Source organism: Streptomyces violascens (assembly GCF_014649955.1).
GTDB classification, from domain to species: domain Bacteria; phylum Actinomycetota; class Actinomycetes; order Streptomycetales; family Streptomycetaceae; genus Streptomyces; species Streptomyces violascens.
On sequence record NZ_BMUA01000032.1, the window covers coordinates 67,247 to 83,380 of the forward strand.

The following is a 16,134-nucleotide window of genomic DNA, read 5'->3' on the forward strand; positions in this document are numbered from 1 at the left end:
TCAGGTGCGCCAGCGATGCGCATACCCTTCTCTCAGCGGTCCGCCGAGCAGGTCGAGCACCCCCTCAACCGCAGTCGCCAACGGAGCGGGATCGGCCCGTTCCGCCAAGGTCTGATGGCCGTCCAGCAGCGCCTTTCCTCGTGCCGGATCGGCGCTCAGCAGCCTGCGAGGCAGCCACTTGCCGATGCCCGTCCAGGCGCCGTGGTGGGCGGTGAGCAGATTGGCAGCTTCGCGCAGGACGAAGTCGGCGAGGGAAAGCTGTTCGTACCGGTTGGTGGGCGGAGTGTCGACCAGGTCGTCCATGAAGCAGGTCAGGCCATAGCGGCCTCGTTCCCATTCCGCCGGCGTGAGCGGCGGAGGCCCGGCCGCGAGTACCTCTCGGGCCTGTTCGCACACTCGGGAGAGCTCGCCGTGCGGGTCCATCAACGGCAGGCCCTGGTCGTAGATGAACAGGACCGTGCCGCGGCGGCGGGCTCTGTCCCACTCGAAGAATTCCGGTATGTCCGCAACGGTGTTCAGGAACAGCTCGGCCAGTCGGCCCTCATGGCGGACTACCTCGCGGCGGCTGATATCCGAGTCCGGCAGGAGGACTGCAACGTCCAAGTCGCTGGCCTCAGTAGCGCGTCCCTGGGCAGCCGATCCGCCCAGCATGGCCCCCAGGGCATCTGGGAAACGGGTCGTTACCAACCGCAGCGCCTGAGCAGTCAGAGTGCCTTGATCATCCATGGGCGCTCATCGTGCCATCTGCGAAAAGCGCATGCCAGGGGCCGAGCCGGACGCACCCCCGTCGTTCAGATCCCCAGCGAGCCTCGATCGAGTGAAGTGCAGAGAAGGTGCCTGTTGTGCAACGGGGTCCTCCTCTTCGAGGACACCGGCGAGTTGTTGCCCGACGGTCAGGCCATCGCTCCCTGCCGATCGCTGCTCGTAGAGCGGACCGTCGCGTGAGGGGCCCGACCAGGGGCTCTCGTTTCCGCGTCAAACGCTGCACGCAGAACATGCAACAGACCTGATGAGCATGCGAGTTCACCCTGAGCGGGGTCTTCGGCGGTGCCATGGCTGCACGGGGGCCGCCCCCGCTGCCGCCTAGGCGGCAGCTCCCTTGCCTTCCGCCGTCGGTGGGGGCTTCCCAGGGTGCCGGTTACCCATCACGGCCGGACACCCAACCGACAGCGGACGCCCGGCTCCGCGTGACGAGGATCAACTGGGCGGAGCCGGGCACACCACCCATCTCAGCACGAGTTGCATGACCTGCGCCTCTGATCGCTCAGCTCCACGTTTTCCGCCCTTGGAGCCTTTGTACCAGAGCGCCGACACAACCCCATGCGGCCGCAAGGCCCCTTCCCGGCAGAGCACCCTCGCCGGCCTTCCCCACTCAATCCACAGACGGGTTATGGGACATGGACGTACTGGTGACCGGCGGTGCCGGCTTCATCGGCTCGCACCTCGTCAAACAACTGCTCCGCGCCGACGACGTCACCAAGGTGACGGTGCTCGACGCCATCACCTACGCGGGGCACATCGAAAATCTCCGCGACGAGCTGCACTCACCGCGAATGACGTTCGTCAAGGGCACCATCCTCGACAAGGAGCTCGTGGACTACTACGTGCAGCGCTGTCAGGCGATCGTGCACCTGGCCGCCGAGTCCCACGTCGACCGGAGCTTCTTCGAAGCCGGCACCTTCGTGATGACGAACGTGCTGGGCACGCAGATCGTCCTGGACTCAGCGCAGCGGTTCGGCATCGAACGGTTTGTGCACGTCTCCACCGATGAGGTCTACGGGCCGCTGCCCTCCGGCGCCGCCACCGAGAACGATCCGCTGCGGCCCACCGTCCCCTATGCCGCATCGAAGGCCGCGAGCGATCTCATCGCCCTGTCCTACCATCAGACCTTCGGCGTCCCGGTGTGCGTGACCCGGTCGTCGAACAACTACGGGCCCTGCCAGCACGCCGAAAAGATCATCCCCAGGTTCGTGACGAACCTCCTCACAGGAGAACCGGTCACGCTGCACGGGCAGGGCGAGCACATCCGCAACTGGCTCTACGTCGAGGACAACTGCCGCGCCTTGGAACTGGTCCTGCGCGAGGGTGTGCCCGGCGAGATCTACAACATCGGCGGCGGCACCGACCTCACCAACCGGGAGCTCACCGGGCTCCTTCTGGCCGAGTGCGGCGCCGACTGGGACGCGGTGCGGCATGTACCCGACCGGCGCTCCAACGATGTGCGGTACGCGATGGACTGGTCCAAGTTGCGCGCGCTCGGCTGGGAGCCCCAGCGCACGCTGGAGGAAGGCCTCGCCGAGACGGTGCGGTGGTACCGCGACAACCCCGACCGGCGGCCGCCCGTACGGCGCGACCCCGCGGCCCCGACGGCCGAAGTCGCCATCACCGCCCCGGTGGGGGCGTGAGTTCCATGGCTGCGACAAAGAAGCCGAAGGCCCGGCGGATCGTCGTCACCGGGGTCGGCGCCAACCCCGGGTTCGGGCTCGCGCGCAGCCTTCAGCGGCTGGGGCATCAGGTCATCTGCACGGACGCCGAACCGCTTGCTCCCGGATTGCTGCTCCCCGGGGCCGTCGCCCGGGTCACCCCGCGGGCCGACCATCCCTCCTACGCCGCCGCCATGGCGAAGGTGTGCTGGGACACCCGGGCTGACGCCGTCATGGCGGGGATCGAGAACGACCTCATGCCGCTGCTCAGGGCCCAGCGGACCCTGGCGAAGACCGGCGTACGAATGTGGCTGCCGAGCGCCCAGTCGATCCAGACGTGCGTGGACAAGGCCGTCTTCCACGACGTGCTCACCACGCGAGCCATCCCCACTCCCCGGACCGTTCTCCCGCACCGGCTCGATGAACTGATCGAGGGCGAGGGGGAGTTTGTGGTGAAGCCCAGGGCAGGCCACGGAGCGCAGAATGTGTTTTTCTGCAGCACGCCCGAGCAGGCCCGGGTGCTGTGCGAGCTGGTTCCCGAGGCGCTGGTCCAGGAGCGCATCCGAGGCACGGAGTTCACCGCCGACTGCCTGGTGGACCGGGCAGGCCGGGCGTCGGTGATCCTGCGCCACCGCAAGCTCGTCAAGGGCGGTCTCGCCGCGGTCGCCACCACCTTCCATGACGCCGCGGTCGACAAGCTGGTCAAGGAGACCCTTACGGCCGTCGGCGCGGCCGGTCTGTGCTCGGTCCAGGGCTTCCTCACCGACATCGGGCCCACCCCTGTGCTGATCACTGAGCTCAATGTGCGCGTCGCCGGCGGGTTCGCCCTCGCCGAGGCCGCCGGAGCCGACCTGGTCGGCCAGACCGTGAACGGCCTGTTCCATCAACCGGTCGATCACGACCGGCTCACCTACCAGTCCAACGTGTTCCTCACCCAGTACACCGAGACGCTCGCCAGTGGTGACCAGGCCACGCTTCCCCGATCCAGGGAGACACTATGACCGCCACACCTGCCGGTCCCGGCGCCGGCCGCAACGCCAGCCCGTACCTGTATGGGACCGAGCAGGCCGCCGTGGCGCGGGTGCTGGCCAGTGGGCACTACGGCCACACTTCAACCGTCGAGGAGTTCGAGGAAGGTGTCGCCCGCCTCCTCGGCGTCGAGGATGCCGTCGCCGTGTCCTCGGGAACCGCCGCCGTCCACACCGCCTTGGTGGCTGCGGGTATCACCACCGGCATGGACGTGATCGTCCCCTCGCTGACGTTCTGCGCGACGATCCAGGCGATCCTCCACTGCGGCGCCCGACCCCGCTTCGCCGAAGTGAACCCCGACACCCTGTGCATGGACGCCCCCGCTGTCCTGGACGCCCTCACAGATACCACCACGGCCGTGATGCCCGTCCTGTACGGAGGACGCGCCGTCGACCTGCGCCCCATCGACGATCTCCTGGCCGAGCGCGGCATCACGGTCATCGAAGACGCCGCGCACGCCTTCGGCTCCTACCAGGGCCTCCACCGCGTCGGCGCCACCGGGCGGTTGACCTGCTTCAGCTTCGGCCCGATCAAGAACCTCACGTGCGGACAAGGCGGCATGATCATCCCCCGCACCCGTGCGGAAGCCCGCCGGATCAGGAGCCTGCGCCTGCTTGGTGTCGTCGAGTCGGCCTCCCAGCGAGCCGCCTCCACCACCTACCAGGTCACCACCCCGGGCGCCTTCCGCTACCAGATGTCCGCGATCAATGCGGCCATTGGCAGCGTCCAGCTCGCGCACTTCGCGACGGCCCAGGCCGTCCGCAAGTACCTGTGGCGTAGCTATCAGACGGCGCTGCGCAGCGTCCCGGATGCCATCCTGGTGGACGTCGACGTGGACCACTCCGTCCCGCACCTCGCCGTCGTCAAAGTTCCGGACCGCGACCGCGTCTGGGCGTACATGCGCGAGAAGGGCATCGGAGTCGGCGTGCACTACCCGCCCAACCACGAGCAGCCTGCCTTCTCGCCGTGGCACCGCCCGTTGCCCGTCACCGAACGACTCGGGCAGCAGATCATGACGCTTCCGTTCCACCAGCACCTGACCAGCGACGACATCCGCTATGTCGTCTCCACCCTCCAACAAGCCCTCGACACGAGCGGAGTCTCCCGATGACCTCAACCGACCGCCCGCGGCGCATCCTGACGGTGTGTCTGGGCAACTACTGCCGCAGCGCGTTCGCCGGCCTCGTGCTCTCAGTCCAGGGGGCGATGCGCTGGAGGTCCGATCGGCAGGACTGATCGACAAGTGGGTCGGCGGCCCCGCCCACCCCAACATGATCAAGGCAGCCAGGGCACGCGGCTACGACCTCACCAGCCACCAGCCCACCCAAGTCGACAAAACCCTGATCGACTGGGCAGACCTCGTCCTGGCGATGGACCGCTCCGTCCTAGACCAGCTCCACACCATCGGCGGCGAAGACAACACCGCCAAACTGCGCCTCTACCTCGACGACGGCCAGGACGTCCCCGACCCCATGGGCAAACGCGCAGCGGACTTCGCCGACTGCGCAGCGATCATCGAAGCCGGCGCCGCGCCCTACCTGCCATAGGGCACGGCATTCGAGAGGCCTCAGCGCCAGTCCGCGGCGGACAGCACCACATCCACCAGCCGCTCGGCAGCATCGGGGCGCCCGTGCGACCGGGCCTGCTCAGCCATCTGGGCCCGGACCTTCGGGTCGGTGAGCAGCGGGGCCACCGCCTCGCGCAGCACCTCCGGCGACACCTCGCCGACCAGGGCGACCGCGGCACCGGCCCGCTCCAGATGCTGCGCGTTGTGGACCTGCTCATTGCCCGCCGATGTTGCCAGCGGGATGAACACTGCGGCCTTGCCCAGCGCGGTCAGCTCCGCGATCGTCCCGGCACCGCTGCGGGAGACCACCACGTCGGCCAGGGCGAGCACGTCGGGCAGCTCGGCGCCGACATAGGCGGTCAGGTGGTAGCGGCCAGCGAGATCCGCCGGGAGGCCGGCAGTGTGCTGGCGCAGGCTCGTCAGGTTGTCGGGCCCGCACTGGTGGATCACGTTGGCGTGAGCGAGCAGCCACGGCAGTAGATCAGCGACCAGGCCGTTGATCTGCTGCGAGCCCTGGGCGCCACCCGTGACGTACACGGTGGGCAGGCGGCGGTCGAAGCCGCTCATCCCAAGTGCTTGAACCGCCTTGCCCGCCTGTCCGGTGAACACCTCGGGCCGAACGGGATTGCCAGTGACCACCGCAGCACCGCGGACCGAATCAGGCAGAAGCGGCAGAGTGGACTCCGACGACACAGCGACGCGCGCCGCTGCCCCGGCGAGCGCCTTGTTCGCCAGGCCCAGCCGGACAGTCTGCTCATGGACCACAAGAGGCCGATGGCACAACCGGGTTGCTGCCACGCCCACCGGAACGGCAACAAAACCCCCCGTGGCCAGCACCACGTCCGGCCCGAACTGGCGGATCACCTTACGGGCCTGCAGCACCCCCACCGGCACACGGCCCATGTCCTTCACATTCGCCGGCGACACCATCTTCAGCGGATTGCTGGAACGACGGATCTTCCCGACAGCAACCGAAGCGAACGCGATCCCCTCAGCAGCCGCAACACGGGACTCCAGACTGCTGGCCTGCCCGACCCACAGAACTTCCAGCGCCCGCCCGGCCGCTGCGAGCCGGGCCTGCAACGTGCGTACCGCAGTGAGCGCCGGGTAGGTGTGACCGCCAGTCCCGCCACCAGTAACGACCAGACGGAAGGCCCGATCGGGACCGTGGACATCGCTGCTCACAGAGAAGCTCCCAGAATATTGAAAACCCTGCTCAGGCCGCCCACGCGAAGTCCCCCTCGGTAACAGCCTCGACTCCAGAGCCTCCCACATTTGCACGGACGCTTTGCGTCCGTTCGCCATGATCCGCACGGCCGAGAGGAGGTCTTTCTAGAGCGACGAGAACGGTCAGGCAAGGCGGTGGCGTGCGTAGTCGCGGAGGTCGACGATCGGTTGCTCGGGCCGTTTGTCGAGGCGGCCAATGAAGGTGGCGACGAGGTCGACGCAGCGTGGGGCTCCTGTGTCGAGTGCGGTGTCGAGTGCGGCGCGGGCGTTGTCGGCGGCTGTCGCGGCGTCGTGACGGCGGAGTGCGCTTTCGGCGCGGTAGGTGAGGAACACGGCTTTGGTGCGGGCGCGGCGTGGGTCCAGCTCCTGGAGTCCGGTGCCGATGGCTGTGTTGGCGCGGCCGGGGTCGCCGAGGTCGAGCCAGCAGCGGCCGGCGTCGGCGTTGACGTCCGCGACCGACATCCAGGAGACGACCGCTGGCGCCGACTGCGGTGCTCCCCGCTCTAGTTCGGTTTCTGCGGACGTGAGGGCTTGTGTGGTGGCGGTGCGGTCCTGGAGTACGGCGCAGGCGCGGGCGCGGCGTACGTCGAGCAGGGAGCGGACGGCGGGCGTGCGGGTTGCGGGAGCGGGCGTGTTCCAGGATGCGCACCGCGTCGGCGGGGCGGGCGAGCCAGGTGGCCTGGTAGGCGAGGTCGGACAGGGTGGCGGCGGCCAGGTCGCGGGCGCCGGCCTGATGGGCGGCGTGGACGGCTGCCTGCCAGTGTTGTTGGGCTGCGGCGTGGCGGTCGGCGTCGAAGCGGAGCCAGCCGACACGGTGGGCGAGGTTGGCGGCCACCGCGTGCAGGCGTCGTCCCTGGGGCCGGGTGTGGCGGTCCTGGGCGATGAGCTCGATCGCGGTGTGCAGGTGCGCGTCGATGAGCGCGGGGACGGGTGAGCCGAGTCCGATGGGCATCGCGCTCAGCTCGCTGGCGCGTTGCTCCAGCCATTCCAGTAGTTCGGCATCGATGCCCTGGCCATCGAGGGCCTGGTTCAGGTGATCGGGTTCGACGCGGGCCCAGTTCGCGGCGACGTCGACTAAGGCGCTGCTGCTGAAGACCAGGAAGGATCGTCGGTCCATGCGGGTGACCTGAACCTCTCTCAGGGCTGCTCGGCTTCCCGACGGGCTGAACTCGGCGGGCTGTTCGAAGGCGGGCAGCCAGTGGGGCCATGGGAGCTGTGCGATTACGGCGGCTGGCACGTCCAGGAGGCGGGCGAGCAGGAACTGGCTCTCCGCGGTGGGTGTGGTGCCGGTTTCCCAGGGCCAGATCCGGTTGCGGTCGATGCCGCTGCGCAGGCCAAGAGCCCTGGCCTCGCTGCGCAGCAGCCGGGCGAGGTCGCCCATCGACCAGTGGCGCTGCCGGCGCAGGTATGTCAGCGGATGCCGGTCCATGTCCATGCCGCCCCCGGAATTCCAGCGCCGATGCCTTCCCGTCCCACCATGCCGCAACGTGCAGCGGGGCGACGGTGGTTGGCTACGCGAGCACACGCCGGACACACAGTTTTCCCCTGGGGCGCGAGTGCGTGCGCTGCTGTTCTGGGGGCGTGCCGCACACCGGGCGCGGCCTCGACGCACAAGGGGTGGACCTGCGTGAACACCGTGGACTGCTTTGCTGCTCTGAAGGATGCGACGGTGACTGTGACGGGCGGCTTCGGCCTGGTCGGCAGCCGTATCGTGCACCGGCTCCGTGGGCTGGGTGCCCGGCCCGTGGCTGTGGGCCGCCTGGACGCGTACGGCTCCTGCGGCTACTCCTCCGTCTTCAACATCTCCCCGCGTGACCCGGACGTGATCGTGGGGGACGTCACCGATGCTGCGCTGATGGACAACCTGGTCAAAGGCAGCGACTTCGTCATCCACGCCGCCGCCCTGGCCGACGTTGCGGCCTGTACGCGCAATCCCGCGGCCGCCCTCACGGCCAACATCCACGGAACGCAGACCGTGCTGGACGCTGCGGCCCGGCACTCGGCCACGCTCAAGCGACTGGTCTTCGTCTCGTCGGCCAGCGTGTACGGGCTCGGCTCCAGATCAGGCGACCCCGCGGCCCGGTTCAGCGAGGGTGACCCGCTCACGCCGGGGTCGGTCTACGCCAACACCAAGCTGTGGGGCGAGCACCAGACCGCCTTGGCCCTGAGCGGTGCGGCAGACTCGTACGCGATCGTGCGGTACTTCTCGGTCTACGGCGAGCCGCAGGTGGTGAAGGAGAACAGCCACAGCTGGGTGGTGGCCTGGTTCGCGATGCGGGCCGCGCTCGGCCTGCCCCTGCACCTCAACGGCGGTGGCGTGCAGGTCCGCGACTTCGTGCACGTCGACGACATCGCGGACGCGACCTTGCTTGCGGCCGTCACCGGCGCCGCGCACCGGGCGACGCTCAACGTCGGCACGGGCCACGCCACATCCATCCGACGCGTCGCGGACCTGGTACGCCGCCACTACCCGGACGCACGGCTGACCGAGACGCCCCGGCCGCACGACGACCCGCTCGGCGGCTGCGCGGACACCACGCGGATGCGTCATCTGCTCGGCTGGGCGACCCAGGTGTCCGTCGAAGACGGGGTGGACCGCTATCTGCGGTGGCTGGAACAGACCCCCGAGGCCCTCCCCGCCTGGCTGCGCACCGCAGCCCAGACCGGGGCCCTGGCCGTGGCATGAAGGGGTCAGATCACGGGCGGCCGGCCGAGGCGAGCCAGTTCCCACACGGTCCGCCAGCGCATCGGCTTGCGCCGCCCGCACGGGGTGCGCCATCCCTCGGCGAACCCGCCGAACCACGCCCGGAGCCCGGCAAGGCTTCGGGTGCGGGCCACGGTGAGCACCACCCACACGCCCAAGTAGACCGGGATCAAAGGGGCCGGGAGGTGGCGGCGGGCGAGGTAGACCCGGTTGCGCGCGTTGACCTGGTAGAAGAAGGCGTGCCGGGCCGGGGAGGTGCGCGGGTGCTGCAACAGGAGCTGCGGCGCGTAGCGGACCCGCCAGCCGGCGTCGATCGCCCGCCACGCCATGTCGGTCTCTTCGTGCGCGAAGAAGAAGGCGTCCGGCCAGTCGCCCACCTGGGCAAGCATCTTCTGCGACAGGACGTGCGCGCCGCCCAGGAACCCGGTCACCAGGCCGCCGCGCATCGGGTCTGCGGCCCGCAGCCGCGGCACATGCCGGCGCTGGGTCACTCCGGTCTCGTCCGCGATGCGGAAGCCGACGATCCCCAGCTCGGGTTCCGCCGCGTAGAGCCGGTCGATGGTGGCGAAGACGTCGTCGGCAACGAGCAGTCCGTCGTCGTCCAGGTCGAGCACCAGGTCCATGTCGCGCAGGTACGCCAGCGCGACATTGCGGCCGCCGGTCACCCCGAGGTTCTCGCTCAGGTGAACCGGCTCGACCCACGGTGGCAGCTGCGGCAGTTCGCAGCCCTGCGCAACCACCACGGTCCGGGCCGCCGGATGCGTCTGCCGGTGCACCGAGGCCAGCAGATCCGCCAGCTCCTTGGGCCGCGTGCCCATGGTCAGGATCGCCACACCCAGCTTCACGCCCGCCCGCACCCATCTGTCCGTGGAAGGAACACCGTGTCCCCACGAGCACCGCAGCCGACCTCCAGCCTGCGAGAACTCGCCCAGCAGCGCCGCCTGCCCGCCCACCAGCTGATGGACCACGTGACGCTGAAGTGGATTGAGAGCAACCGGCCGGCGAACTTCGACGCCGAGCCCAGCTTCCCACGACCGGGGATGCTGCTCGTACCACCACCAGCCTGGTTCACCCAGGAGCGCTCGGCTGACTCCATCCACGGCACACTCCACAACGGCCGCGTCGGGCTGCTGGCTGCGCTCCTGGCGGAGGAGTTCGGGCTCGACACCGAGGACACCGCAGCGGCCTGTATTGCCGGCATCGTCCACGACTGCCGCCGCCACGACGACCGAGCCGACCCCGGACACGGCCAACGCGCGGCCACCTGGCTGCTGCGGCACGCCGACACCGTCACGAGCGCGATCGACGTGCCCGTACCTGCGGCCACGCTGGAGCGGGCGGCGACCGCCGTCGCCCTGCACGACGTGCCCTACGAGAACTTCACCTCCCGCCAAGAGCGTGCCTTCCGCACCTGTCCGCTCCTGGTGGACGTACTGAAGGCAGCCGACTGCCTGGACCGCTACCGCCTGCCGCGCACGCGCTGGTGGCCCGATACCTCCCGGCTGCGCCTGGCGCTGCCCGACTGGCTCCCCGCCGTCGCGTTCGCCCTCGTCACCCGCAGCGAGCAGGCCCGCTTGGACGGCGCCGACCCTGCTCAGGCCCTCACCGATGCCCGCCAGACGCTCACACCCAGCCAGAACGAGTAGGAGGAAACTGGTGGACACCGAACTCGACGACGCCCACACCGACTACACCCGCCCGGTCAGCCGGCCCGCCCCGGCGGGTCTGGCCGACAGCGAAGCCGACTGGCGGCACCGCCTGGTGCAGGACACCCCGGGCGGCTGGCTGTTGGCGGACAACGCCATGACGAGAACGCTGGCCAGCGGCCGCCCGATTCACCTGATGCACACCACGACCGCGCTTGACGCCATCCGCTCCAGCGGTCAGCTGTACGTCTCCTCCGGCTGCCTGGTCGCCGCGCTGTACTGCGCGCCCCTCATACCCGAGGCTACTGGCCTGCGCCCGCACAACCTGGGCGCCTACCTGCTGGAGACCAAACCGCACACCCGCACCCTGATCATCGAAGTCACCCCCAGCAGTCCGGTACCGGCCAAAGGCATCGACTACCTGCGGCTCGGCCGCGTTCACCTGCGCACCTACCTCCAGCACCGCAACTTCCTCACCGAGCAAGAAGACACCCGGCTGCGCCGCACCGTCGTGCAGCAGATCCGCACCGTCGCCCCCTTCCTCGACCTGCTCCTGGCCAACGCGGCCGGAAGGCGAACCGCGCCGGACACGTTCATCGACCGGCTCGCCGCCGCCATCCCTGGCCTGCCGTTCCTGGGCTACCTGTATTTCGAGGTGCTCTCGGAATACCTGATGCTGCACTCCACCAGCGGCCAGACAAGGACATGCGCCGAGGCCGGCGAGATGAACAACGCTCTGTACAAGCGGCTGGCGTTCTCCGCCGTAACCGGCATGGACAAACTCTTCGATCTCTCCCGCTTCCACCCCGGCCACATGCGACTGCGCGAGCTCATCGGCGGCATCGAACCCCATCTGGTGCCCGACACGGCCGCCTACGCCCGAGACCGCCTGGCGCACCTGTTCGCCGCTATCGCCCTCGCTCCCAGCCAGGACGTGGCGTCCTTCACCTTCCACGGCGCGGACTTCGACTCCCTCGCCCAGAGCGCGCCCTCCCTGCTGGGGCAGTCACTCTTCCGCGAGATGCGGACCCTCGCCCGCTACCCGCAGCTCTACCTCGCCTTCGAACAGGCCAAAGCCCTTCAGACGTGGACCTACTGGAACGCCAGCGGGATCGCAACACCGTTCAACGGCTTCCTCCCCAAGGGCGAGATCGGCGTCAACCCGGCCTACCCCGGCGCCGAGATCACGGTGTGGCTCGCCGAGCGCTGCGAGCGAGGCCTGCTCCATCCCCTCGACCAGCTCGACGTCGACTTCGTCCCCCGCCTGGCAGACCTTGGCATGACCGCCATGCGCCGCGACGCCAACGGCAGAGCCGCCGGACACCCCGTGTAGTAACTAGCAGTCGGCGTCTCGCTCGGCCTGCTCCATCGCGGCGATCGTCCGCTTTCGCCAACGCCCAGACAGCACGACCGCCACCAGACTCAGCAACAACAGCACGCCTACACCCAGACAAGCGACCACCAGGCCGATCGCAGCCAGGACGACCATACTTCCCATGCCGCACCCCTCCCCTTGATCACGAAGGGTAGCGAGGCCCGCGGTGCGATCGCGCCCGCCGTCGCTGTCAGTTCCTGGTTGGCAGGCGAAGACCGAAGGTACGCAGCCGCCGCTCCGACGCCGATGTTCTCCGGGTAGTGACCGCGGAGGTGCTGCATGCCGCTCCATGCTGCTTCGCCCCCGGTACCGGCCGCTCAGGCGGGTACCAGGGGCGAAGCACGTCCTACTACGGGGCGAGGAAGACCACCGACTTGAACAGCCGCGCGGGCCCGGCCGTCGCACCCGCCTTCAGAGTCGTGCTCGGACCAAAGCACTCCTCCTCCAGGTAGAGCAGCACGTCCTCATCGGTGCGGTTGTTGGGGCTGAAGGCGTTCTGGAGCGGGTGCCCCACGACCTCGGGGATGTCGATGCACTTGCCGGACCTCGGGTCTTGCAGCAACGACGTGGTCGTGGCTCCCGGAAGGCCGTAGTGGTAGTCGAGGCGGCCGAGGGCCGCGTGGGCCGAGGCGGGAATCGTCACGGTGAGGACCAGGGCGCCGAAAGCGGCGCCGACCGCATGACGAAGACGCATGAGGGGACTTCCTCTGTTCGGAGGCGGCCAACCGGAGGTAGGCCGTCCGCTACGAGCATGGACTGAACGTTCCCTCCGCAGCCCTCGGAGCGGAGGCGCACGGTGGCGATCAGAGGGCGCGCGAGGAGTGGTCGAAGAGGATGGAGGCCGCGCATGTCTTCCCTTGGCTCAGGCCATGGAGACACGTAGGACAGCCTTCAGTTGGAATGCGCTTCGGCCTTGGAAAGTTTTGCCCGCTGGCCGGTGGCCCCCAGTGGCCGGTCCGCGGCGGCGTGTGCCGCCGCGGGAAGGAGTTGGCGACTCCTCCATGCCGGCCACCGGACGGTGTGCTGGCCCGCCTGGGCATCAACAACCCTGACCAGAAACCGTGTCTGTCACCCCGTGTGGGGCGATGTCCTGCTGCGCCTGTTTGCGCGCTCGTGAGCCTGGTCGAGGATACGGCGCCGGGTCCAGGCCGGCCGTTGTCCGCGGGCACCGGGCAAGGTTCCGTCCTTCTCCTTGAGGAGCGGGAGGATGCCCTGGGACAAAGCGCTGCTGAAGCTCGTGACGTTCTTGTATCCGAGGAGCGCGGCCGCAGCCGGAGCGGCCAGGAGTTCGTCGGGGTCGCCCTCGCGCGGGACCTCGGGCAGGGGCGTGCCGCCGGCGAGGTCGTGCCGGTTCCCCTTGCCGCGGCGGGTGGCGGCCCAACCCGTGACGGTCGAGCGGCGCCATTGCTTGCGGGTCCAGGGCCGGTCCGCCGTGCCGAGCTCGTCGACGACATCGGGTTCGGGGAAGTATCCCGGCCGGTCGCGCAGGTAGTTGGTGATCTGGTTGGCGTTCTTGTAGCCGAGGACCTTGGCGACCTGGGTCGCGTTCAGCAGCTCGTCCGGGTCGCCGGCGATCGCTGCGCCGGCTTCCTGCAGGCGGGGCTTCTCCCTTGCTGCGAACCAGTCACTAACCGCGCCGTGCTCCCACTGGCGTGCCCGGCCCTTGCTGCCGGCGGTGTCCGGGAAGCCCGTGGTTTCCCGGTTGTTGTACCAGAGGGTGACGGTTCCGGTGCTCACGCCAAACTCTTCGCCGATCTCTGAGGTGCCCACCAGGCGGGCGCGGTCGGGCGAGGAGGGCATGACGGAGTCCGTCCCGCAGACGTTGGCGGGGGCGGTTCCCGCGCCTTCTTCCTTTCATAATGGCAGAAGAGGCATGGTGGGGCCAGTGGGCGCCGGCATCCCGTCCCAACTTGGTTCGCACACCGGAGGCCCCATCGCGGCATGGGCGGTCACCTCGCGACGGCTCGCCCAGGGCCACTGCGTGCATCGTTGGTGGTGGTTACTTTCGGCCCTACAGGTCGGAGGAAATCCACTTGAACGGGTACGGGGCGTGCGTGGCAGGCTTGCGCGGTGATTATTGAGTTGTCTCCCGGTTTTCTCAGCTGGGACGAAGTGGATCCGGCCCGTCATCCGTTTGACAGCGCCTTGGCAGAACCGGTGGTGCACTCGCTCGGGCCGGCCCGCTGTGTTCCCTGCCGTCCCGATGTCGGCTTTGCCGACCGTGCAATGAGCGACTGGGATCACGACATTGCCACTCCGTGGGCCAACGCCATGTCTCACGCCCTCGTCGAGCACTACGGCCAGTGGATCGTGGGCTGGCGCTGGAACCGCGACGAAGGGGACTTCGACGGCGGGCCGGTGGGGAACTGGTGCTGTCCGCGGGACTCGATCACGACCCCGCAGGAGACGCTCACGCGTGTTGTGGCTGCGCTGTGCGAGTGGCGCGAATGGCTGGAGACCCTCGCCGGATGGTTCGAGGCGTACCCCCTCCAGCTCGACGATGTCGAGTACCAGCGGATCTTGTGGGAGTGCTCTGCGCGAAACCTGATCCTGCAGGTCGTCGACCGCACGGGCTGCGGCAGCGGCTGGCACGGCCACTGCCGTCAGGTACTCACCTGGTTCCTCAGCCGCTGGGGCATCACCGCCGACGTCGCGGAGAAACTCGTCGATGAGGCAATCGGCGGGCGATTCCAGAGCTGGACCGGCCCCGACACACTGCTGGTCGATGATGTCGCGGAGAAACTCGCGCTGTCCCTGCGGCCGGACACCAGCGCACGTCCCGCCGAGCAGGCGCCGGACCACCTGCAGCAATGGCTCACCGTACGGGAGACCGTGCCATGGCACGAAGCCCCGGACAGTACGCAGGGACCGGTGACCCCAGAGCGCGACGGCGCCGCGGAGGACATCCGCGCGTTCGACGCTGCCATAGACCCCGCCCGCGCCACCGGGCTGCTCACCGCCCTGGAGCACATGCGCGCCGACGCAGCTCGCAACGCCCCGCTCGACTTCGCGCTCCTGAGCAGTTGGCAGCAGCACGTCCTGGCCGCCTCGCAGCCGCCGCCGTTCCGCACCTCGCCCGCCTTCGCCAAGGGAGGCCGGGAACGGTACGGAATCGGCTCGCACACTTCCGCCCGCTTCGATGCCTGCCTGGCTGAAGCCAACGTGGCCGGGGACCGTTCCCTCCCTCTGACGGCCCGCGCCGCCCGTGCCTACCTTGACGTGTGCTTCTTCCACCCCTTCGACGACGGCAACGCCCGCTCCGCCTTCCTCGTGCTTCTGTTCGTCCTCGCTCGCGAGGGCATCACGCTGGATGCGGTCACGCTGCTCCGCCGCGTCACCTTCCAAGCCGGAGACCCCCAGGACCCGCTGATGCTTACCCGGTACATCGACCTTCACCTCACCGAGAGCCAGCAGGCCGCCGCCTCAACTGGCCCCACCAGGACGTGATCAGCAGGCGGCACGGCCGTGACCTCAGTGTCTGCGAAGAGCGCTCATCTAAAACTGGGACAACTGGAGCTCAGGAACGGAAGCCGATCACGCCGAAGCCTGGTTTTGCCGCCGCGTGGCGCATCCAGCCGAGGCATTGCGTGACGGCTTCGACGACTTCCGGCTCCAGGGGCGGCGCCTGCCCTGAAGCGTCGATCGCCTGCTTGGCGCTTTCGAACTGTGCGAGAGCGCTGGTGATTTGGGCGGGTGTCCATTCGCCGCAGCCCGGTGTCTCGGTGTACGGCAGCGGATTGGGCAAGTCGTTGTAGCTCAACCTCGCGACCGACACGGCTGTGATGCCCAGTGCCCTGAGGCCCTGGTCGACCACGGACAGCCAGTCTCCCCGGTGCGGGGTGAACGAGCTGTTGTCCAGGAAGGATCCGGTCAGGTCGCACAGCCGCTCGTACGTGTAGCCGTACTGGAAGGCGACTGCCTGGTCCTCGCTGAAGGGCCCGCCGTGGACAACGGCTGACGATCACTTCGCGGACCGTCCCTTCCTGACTCAACACGCAATCCTGCGTGAGAGTGTGAGACCTGCTCAGTTGCGAGTGCAGAGATGAAGGAGGGGCGGCGCAGGTGACCGCGGGGAAAGCAGGACCGACCACGAAGCTCACCCGAGCGCACCGCATTCTGATCGGGTTGGTGGTCGCGGGTGCCGTGGTGATCGCCGGGATCGG

General features: G+C 68.9%; 15 protein-coding genes and 2 pseudogenes. 9 read left to right on the plus strand and 8 right to left on the minus strand.

Translation table 11 applies throughout. From position 1 onward, the window contains the following. The gene (locus tag IE206_RS36670) at positions 1–726 is read right to left on the minus strand and encodes a nucleotidyltransferase domain-containing protein (RefSeq protein ID WP_189970060.1); all 726 of its coding nucleotides are present in this window, start codon (positions 724–726) and stop codon (positions 1–3) included. A gap of 69 nt (positions 727–795) precedes the next feature. Between IE206_RS36670 and IE206_RS42855 the strand changes: the two genes are divergently transcribed. The 5 genes from IE206_RS42855 to IE206_RS36690 all read left to right on the plus strand — a co-directional run bounded on the left by IE206_RS42855 (position 796) and on the right by IE206_RS36690 (position 4,999). Further along, positions 796–945 carry a DUF5999 family protein gene (locus IE206_RS42855; RefSeq protein ID WP_373301046.1) on the plus strand — a complete coding sequence of 50 codons (150 nt, stop codon included), beginning with the start codon at positions 796–798 and terminating at the stop codon, positions 943–945. Positions 946–1,397: 452 nt separating this feature from the next. After that, positions 1,398–2,405 (plus strand): dTDP-glucose 4,6-dehydratase, encoded by a 1,008-nt coding sequence (rfbB, locus tag IE206_RS36675; RefSeq protein ID WP_189970062.1) that lies wholly within the window; start codon positions 1,398–1,400, stop codon positions 2,403–2,405. Between the two features lie 5 nt (positions 2,406–2,410). Beyond that, complete coding sequence (locus tag IE206_RS36680; protein WP_189970064.1) at positions 2,411–3,424, plus strand: ATP-grasp domain-containing protein; 1,014 nt, start codon at positions 2,411–2,413, stop codon at positions 3,422–3,424. Further along, positions 3,421–4,563 (plus strand): DegT/DnrJ/EryC1/StrS family aminotransferase, encoded by a 1,143-nt coding sequence (locus IE206_RS36685; protein WP_189970066.1) that lies wholly within the window; start codon positions 3,421–3,423, stop codon positions 4,561–4,563. The genes IE206_RS36680 and IE206_RS36685 overlap by 4 nt, the downstream gene beginning before the upstream one ends. Then, positions 4,511–4,999: an arsenate reductase/protein-tyrosine-phosphatase family protein gene (locus IE206_RS36690; RefSeq protein ID WP_229853331.1), complete on the plus strand. Its 489-nt coding sequence runs from the start codon at positions 4,511–4,513 to the stop codon at positions 4,997–4,999. Before IE206_RS36685 ends, IE206_RS36690 begins: the two co-directional genes overlap by 53 nt. Before the next feature lie 20 nt (positions 5,000–5,019). Here the strand turns inward: IE206_RS36690 and IE206_RS36695 are convergent, their stop codons facing one another. Then, complete coding sequence (locus IE206_RS36695; protein ID WP_229853332.1) at positions 5,020–6,204, minus strand: UDP-N-acetylglucosamine--N-acetylmuramyl-(pentapeptide) pyrophosphoryl-undecaprenol N-acetylglucosamine transferase; 1,185 nt, start codon at positions 6,202–6,204, stop codon at positions 5,020–5,022. Between the two features lie 165 nt (positions 6,205–6,369). Continuing rightward, positions 6,370–7,681 (minus strand): annotated as a pseudogene (locus IE206_RS43900) (helix-turn-helix domain-containing protein). A 234-nt stretch (positions 7,682–7,915) separates the two neighbouring features. Here IE206_RS43900 and IE206_RS36710 point away from each other — a divergent pair. Then, positions 7,916–8,932 (plus strand): NAD-dependent epimerase/dehydratase family protein, encoded by a 1,017-nt coding sequence (locus IE206_RS36710; protein ID WP_229853333.1) that lies wholly within the window; start codon positions 7,916–7,918, stop codon positions 8,930–8,932. A gap of 5 nt (positions 8,933–8,937) precedes the next feature. On the opposite strand, the gene IE206_RS36715 is transcribed toward IE206_RS36710, so the two are convergent. After that, positions 8,938–9,768, minus strand: coding sequence for a glycosyltransferase family 2 protein (locus tag IE206_RS36715; RefSeq protein ID WP_189970104.1), 831 nt, complete (start codon positions 9,766–9,768; stop codon positions 8,938–8,940). A gap of 63 nt (positions 9,769–9,831) precedes the next feature. On the opposite strand from IE206_RS36715, the gene IE206_RS36720 reads away from it, so the two are divergent. Beyond that, positions 9,832–10,596 (plus strand): hypothetical protein, encoded by a 765-nt coding sequence (locus IE206_RS36720; RefSeq protein ID WP_189970075.1) that lies wholly within the window; start codon positions 9,832–9,834, stop codon positions 10,594–10,596. Between the two features lie 10 nt (positions 10,597–10,606). Beyond that, the gene (locus tag IE206_RS36725; RefSeq protein ID WP_229853334.1) at positions 10,607–11,929 is read left to right on the plus strand and encodes a hypothetical protein; all 1,323 of its coding nucleotides are present in this window, start codon (positions 10,607–10,609) and stop codon (positions 11,927–11,929) included. Between the two features lie 3 nt (positions 11,930–11,932). Here the strand turns inward: IE206_RS36725 and IE206_RS36730 are convergent, their stop codons facing one another. The 3 genes from IE206_RS36730 to IE206_RS36740 form a co-directional block, all read right to left on the minus strand. Further along, positions 11,933–12,094: a hypothetical protein gene (locus tag IE206_RS36730; RefSeq protein ID WP_189970078.1), complete on the minus strand. Its 162-nt coding sequence runs from the start codon at positions 12,092–12,094 to the stop codon at positions 11,933–11,935. A 226-nt stretch (positions 12,095–12,320) separates the two neighbouring features. Continuing rightward, positions 12,321–12,665: a hypothetical protein gene (locus IE206_RS36735; RefSeq protein ID WP_189970080.1), complete on the minus strand. Its 345-nt coding sequence runs from the start codon at positions 12,663–12,665 to the stop codon at positions 12,321–12,323. Positions 12,666–13,039: 374 nt separating this feature from the next. Then, positions 13,040–13,708, minus strand: coding sequence for a hypothetical protein (locus IE206_RS36740; RefSeq protein WP_229853335.1), 669 nt, complete (start codon positions 13,706–13,708; stop codon positions 13,040–13,042). Between the two features lie 489 nt (positions 13,709–14,197). On the opposite strand from IE206_RS36740, the gene IE206_RS36745 reads away from it, so the two are divergent. Next, positions 14,198–15,418 (plus strand): Fic family protein, encoded by a 1,221-nt coding sequence (locus tag IE206_RS36745; protein ID WP_308433976.1) that lies wholly within the window; start codon positions 14,198–14,200, stop codon positions 15,416–15,418. A gap of 70 nt (positions 15,419–15,488) precedes the next feature. On the opposite strand, the pseudogene IE206_RS36750 reads toward IE206_RS36745, so the two are convergent. Beyond that, a pseudogene (locus IE206_RS36750) lies at positions 15,489–15,914 on the minus strand (DUF7691 family protein); the annotation flags it as partial. Positions 15,915–16,134 lie beyond the last annotated feature (220 nt).

Coding starts and splice junctions, on each gene's coding strand:
- IE206_RS36670 (WP_189970060.1), bottom strand. CDS start 726: ATGGATGATCAAGGCACTCTGACTGCTCAGGCGCTGCGGTTGGTAACG.
- IE206_RS36715 (WP_189970104.1), bottom strand. CDS start 9,768: ATGGGCACGCGGCCCAAGGAGCTGGCGGATCTGCTGGCCTCGGTGCAC.
- IE206_RS36685 (WP_189970066.1), top strand. CDS start 3,421: ATGACCGCCACACCTGCCGGTCCCGGCGCCGGCCGCAACGCCAGCCCG.
- IE206_RS36745 (WP_308433976.1), top strand. CDS start 14,198: ATGAGCGACTGGGATCACGACATTGCCACTCCGTGGGCCAACGCCATG.
- IE206_RS36730 (WP_189970078.1), bottom strand. CDS start 12,094: ATGGGAAGTATGGTCGTCCTGGCTGCGATCGGCCTGGTGGTCGCTTGT.
- IE206_RS36680 (WP_189970064.1), top strand. CDS start 2,411: ATGGCTGCGACAAAGAAGCCGAAGGCCCGGCGGATCGTCGTCACCGGG.
- IE206_RS36735 (WP_189970080.1), bottom strand. CDS start 12,665: ATGCGTCTTCGTCATGCGGTCGGCGCCGCTTTCGGCGCCCTGGTCCTC.
- IE206_RS36690 (WP_229853331.1), top strand. CDS start 4,511: ATGTCGTCTCCACCCTCCAACAAGCCCTCGACACGAGCGGAGTCTCCC.
- rfbB (WP_189970062.1), top strand. CDS start 1,398: ATGGACGTACTGGTGACCGGCGGTGCCGGCTTCATCGGCTCGCACCTC.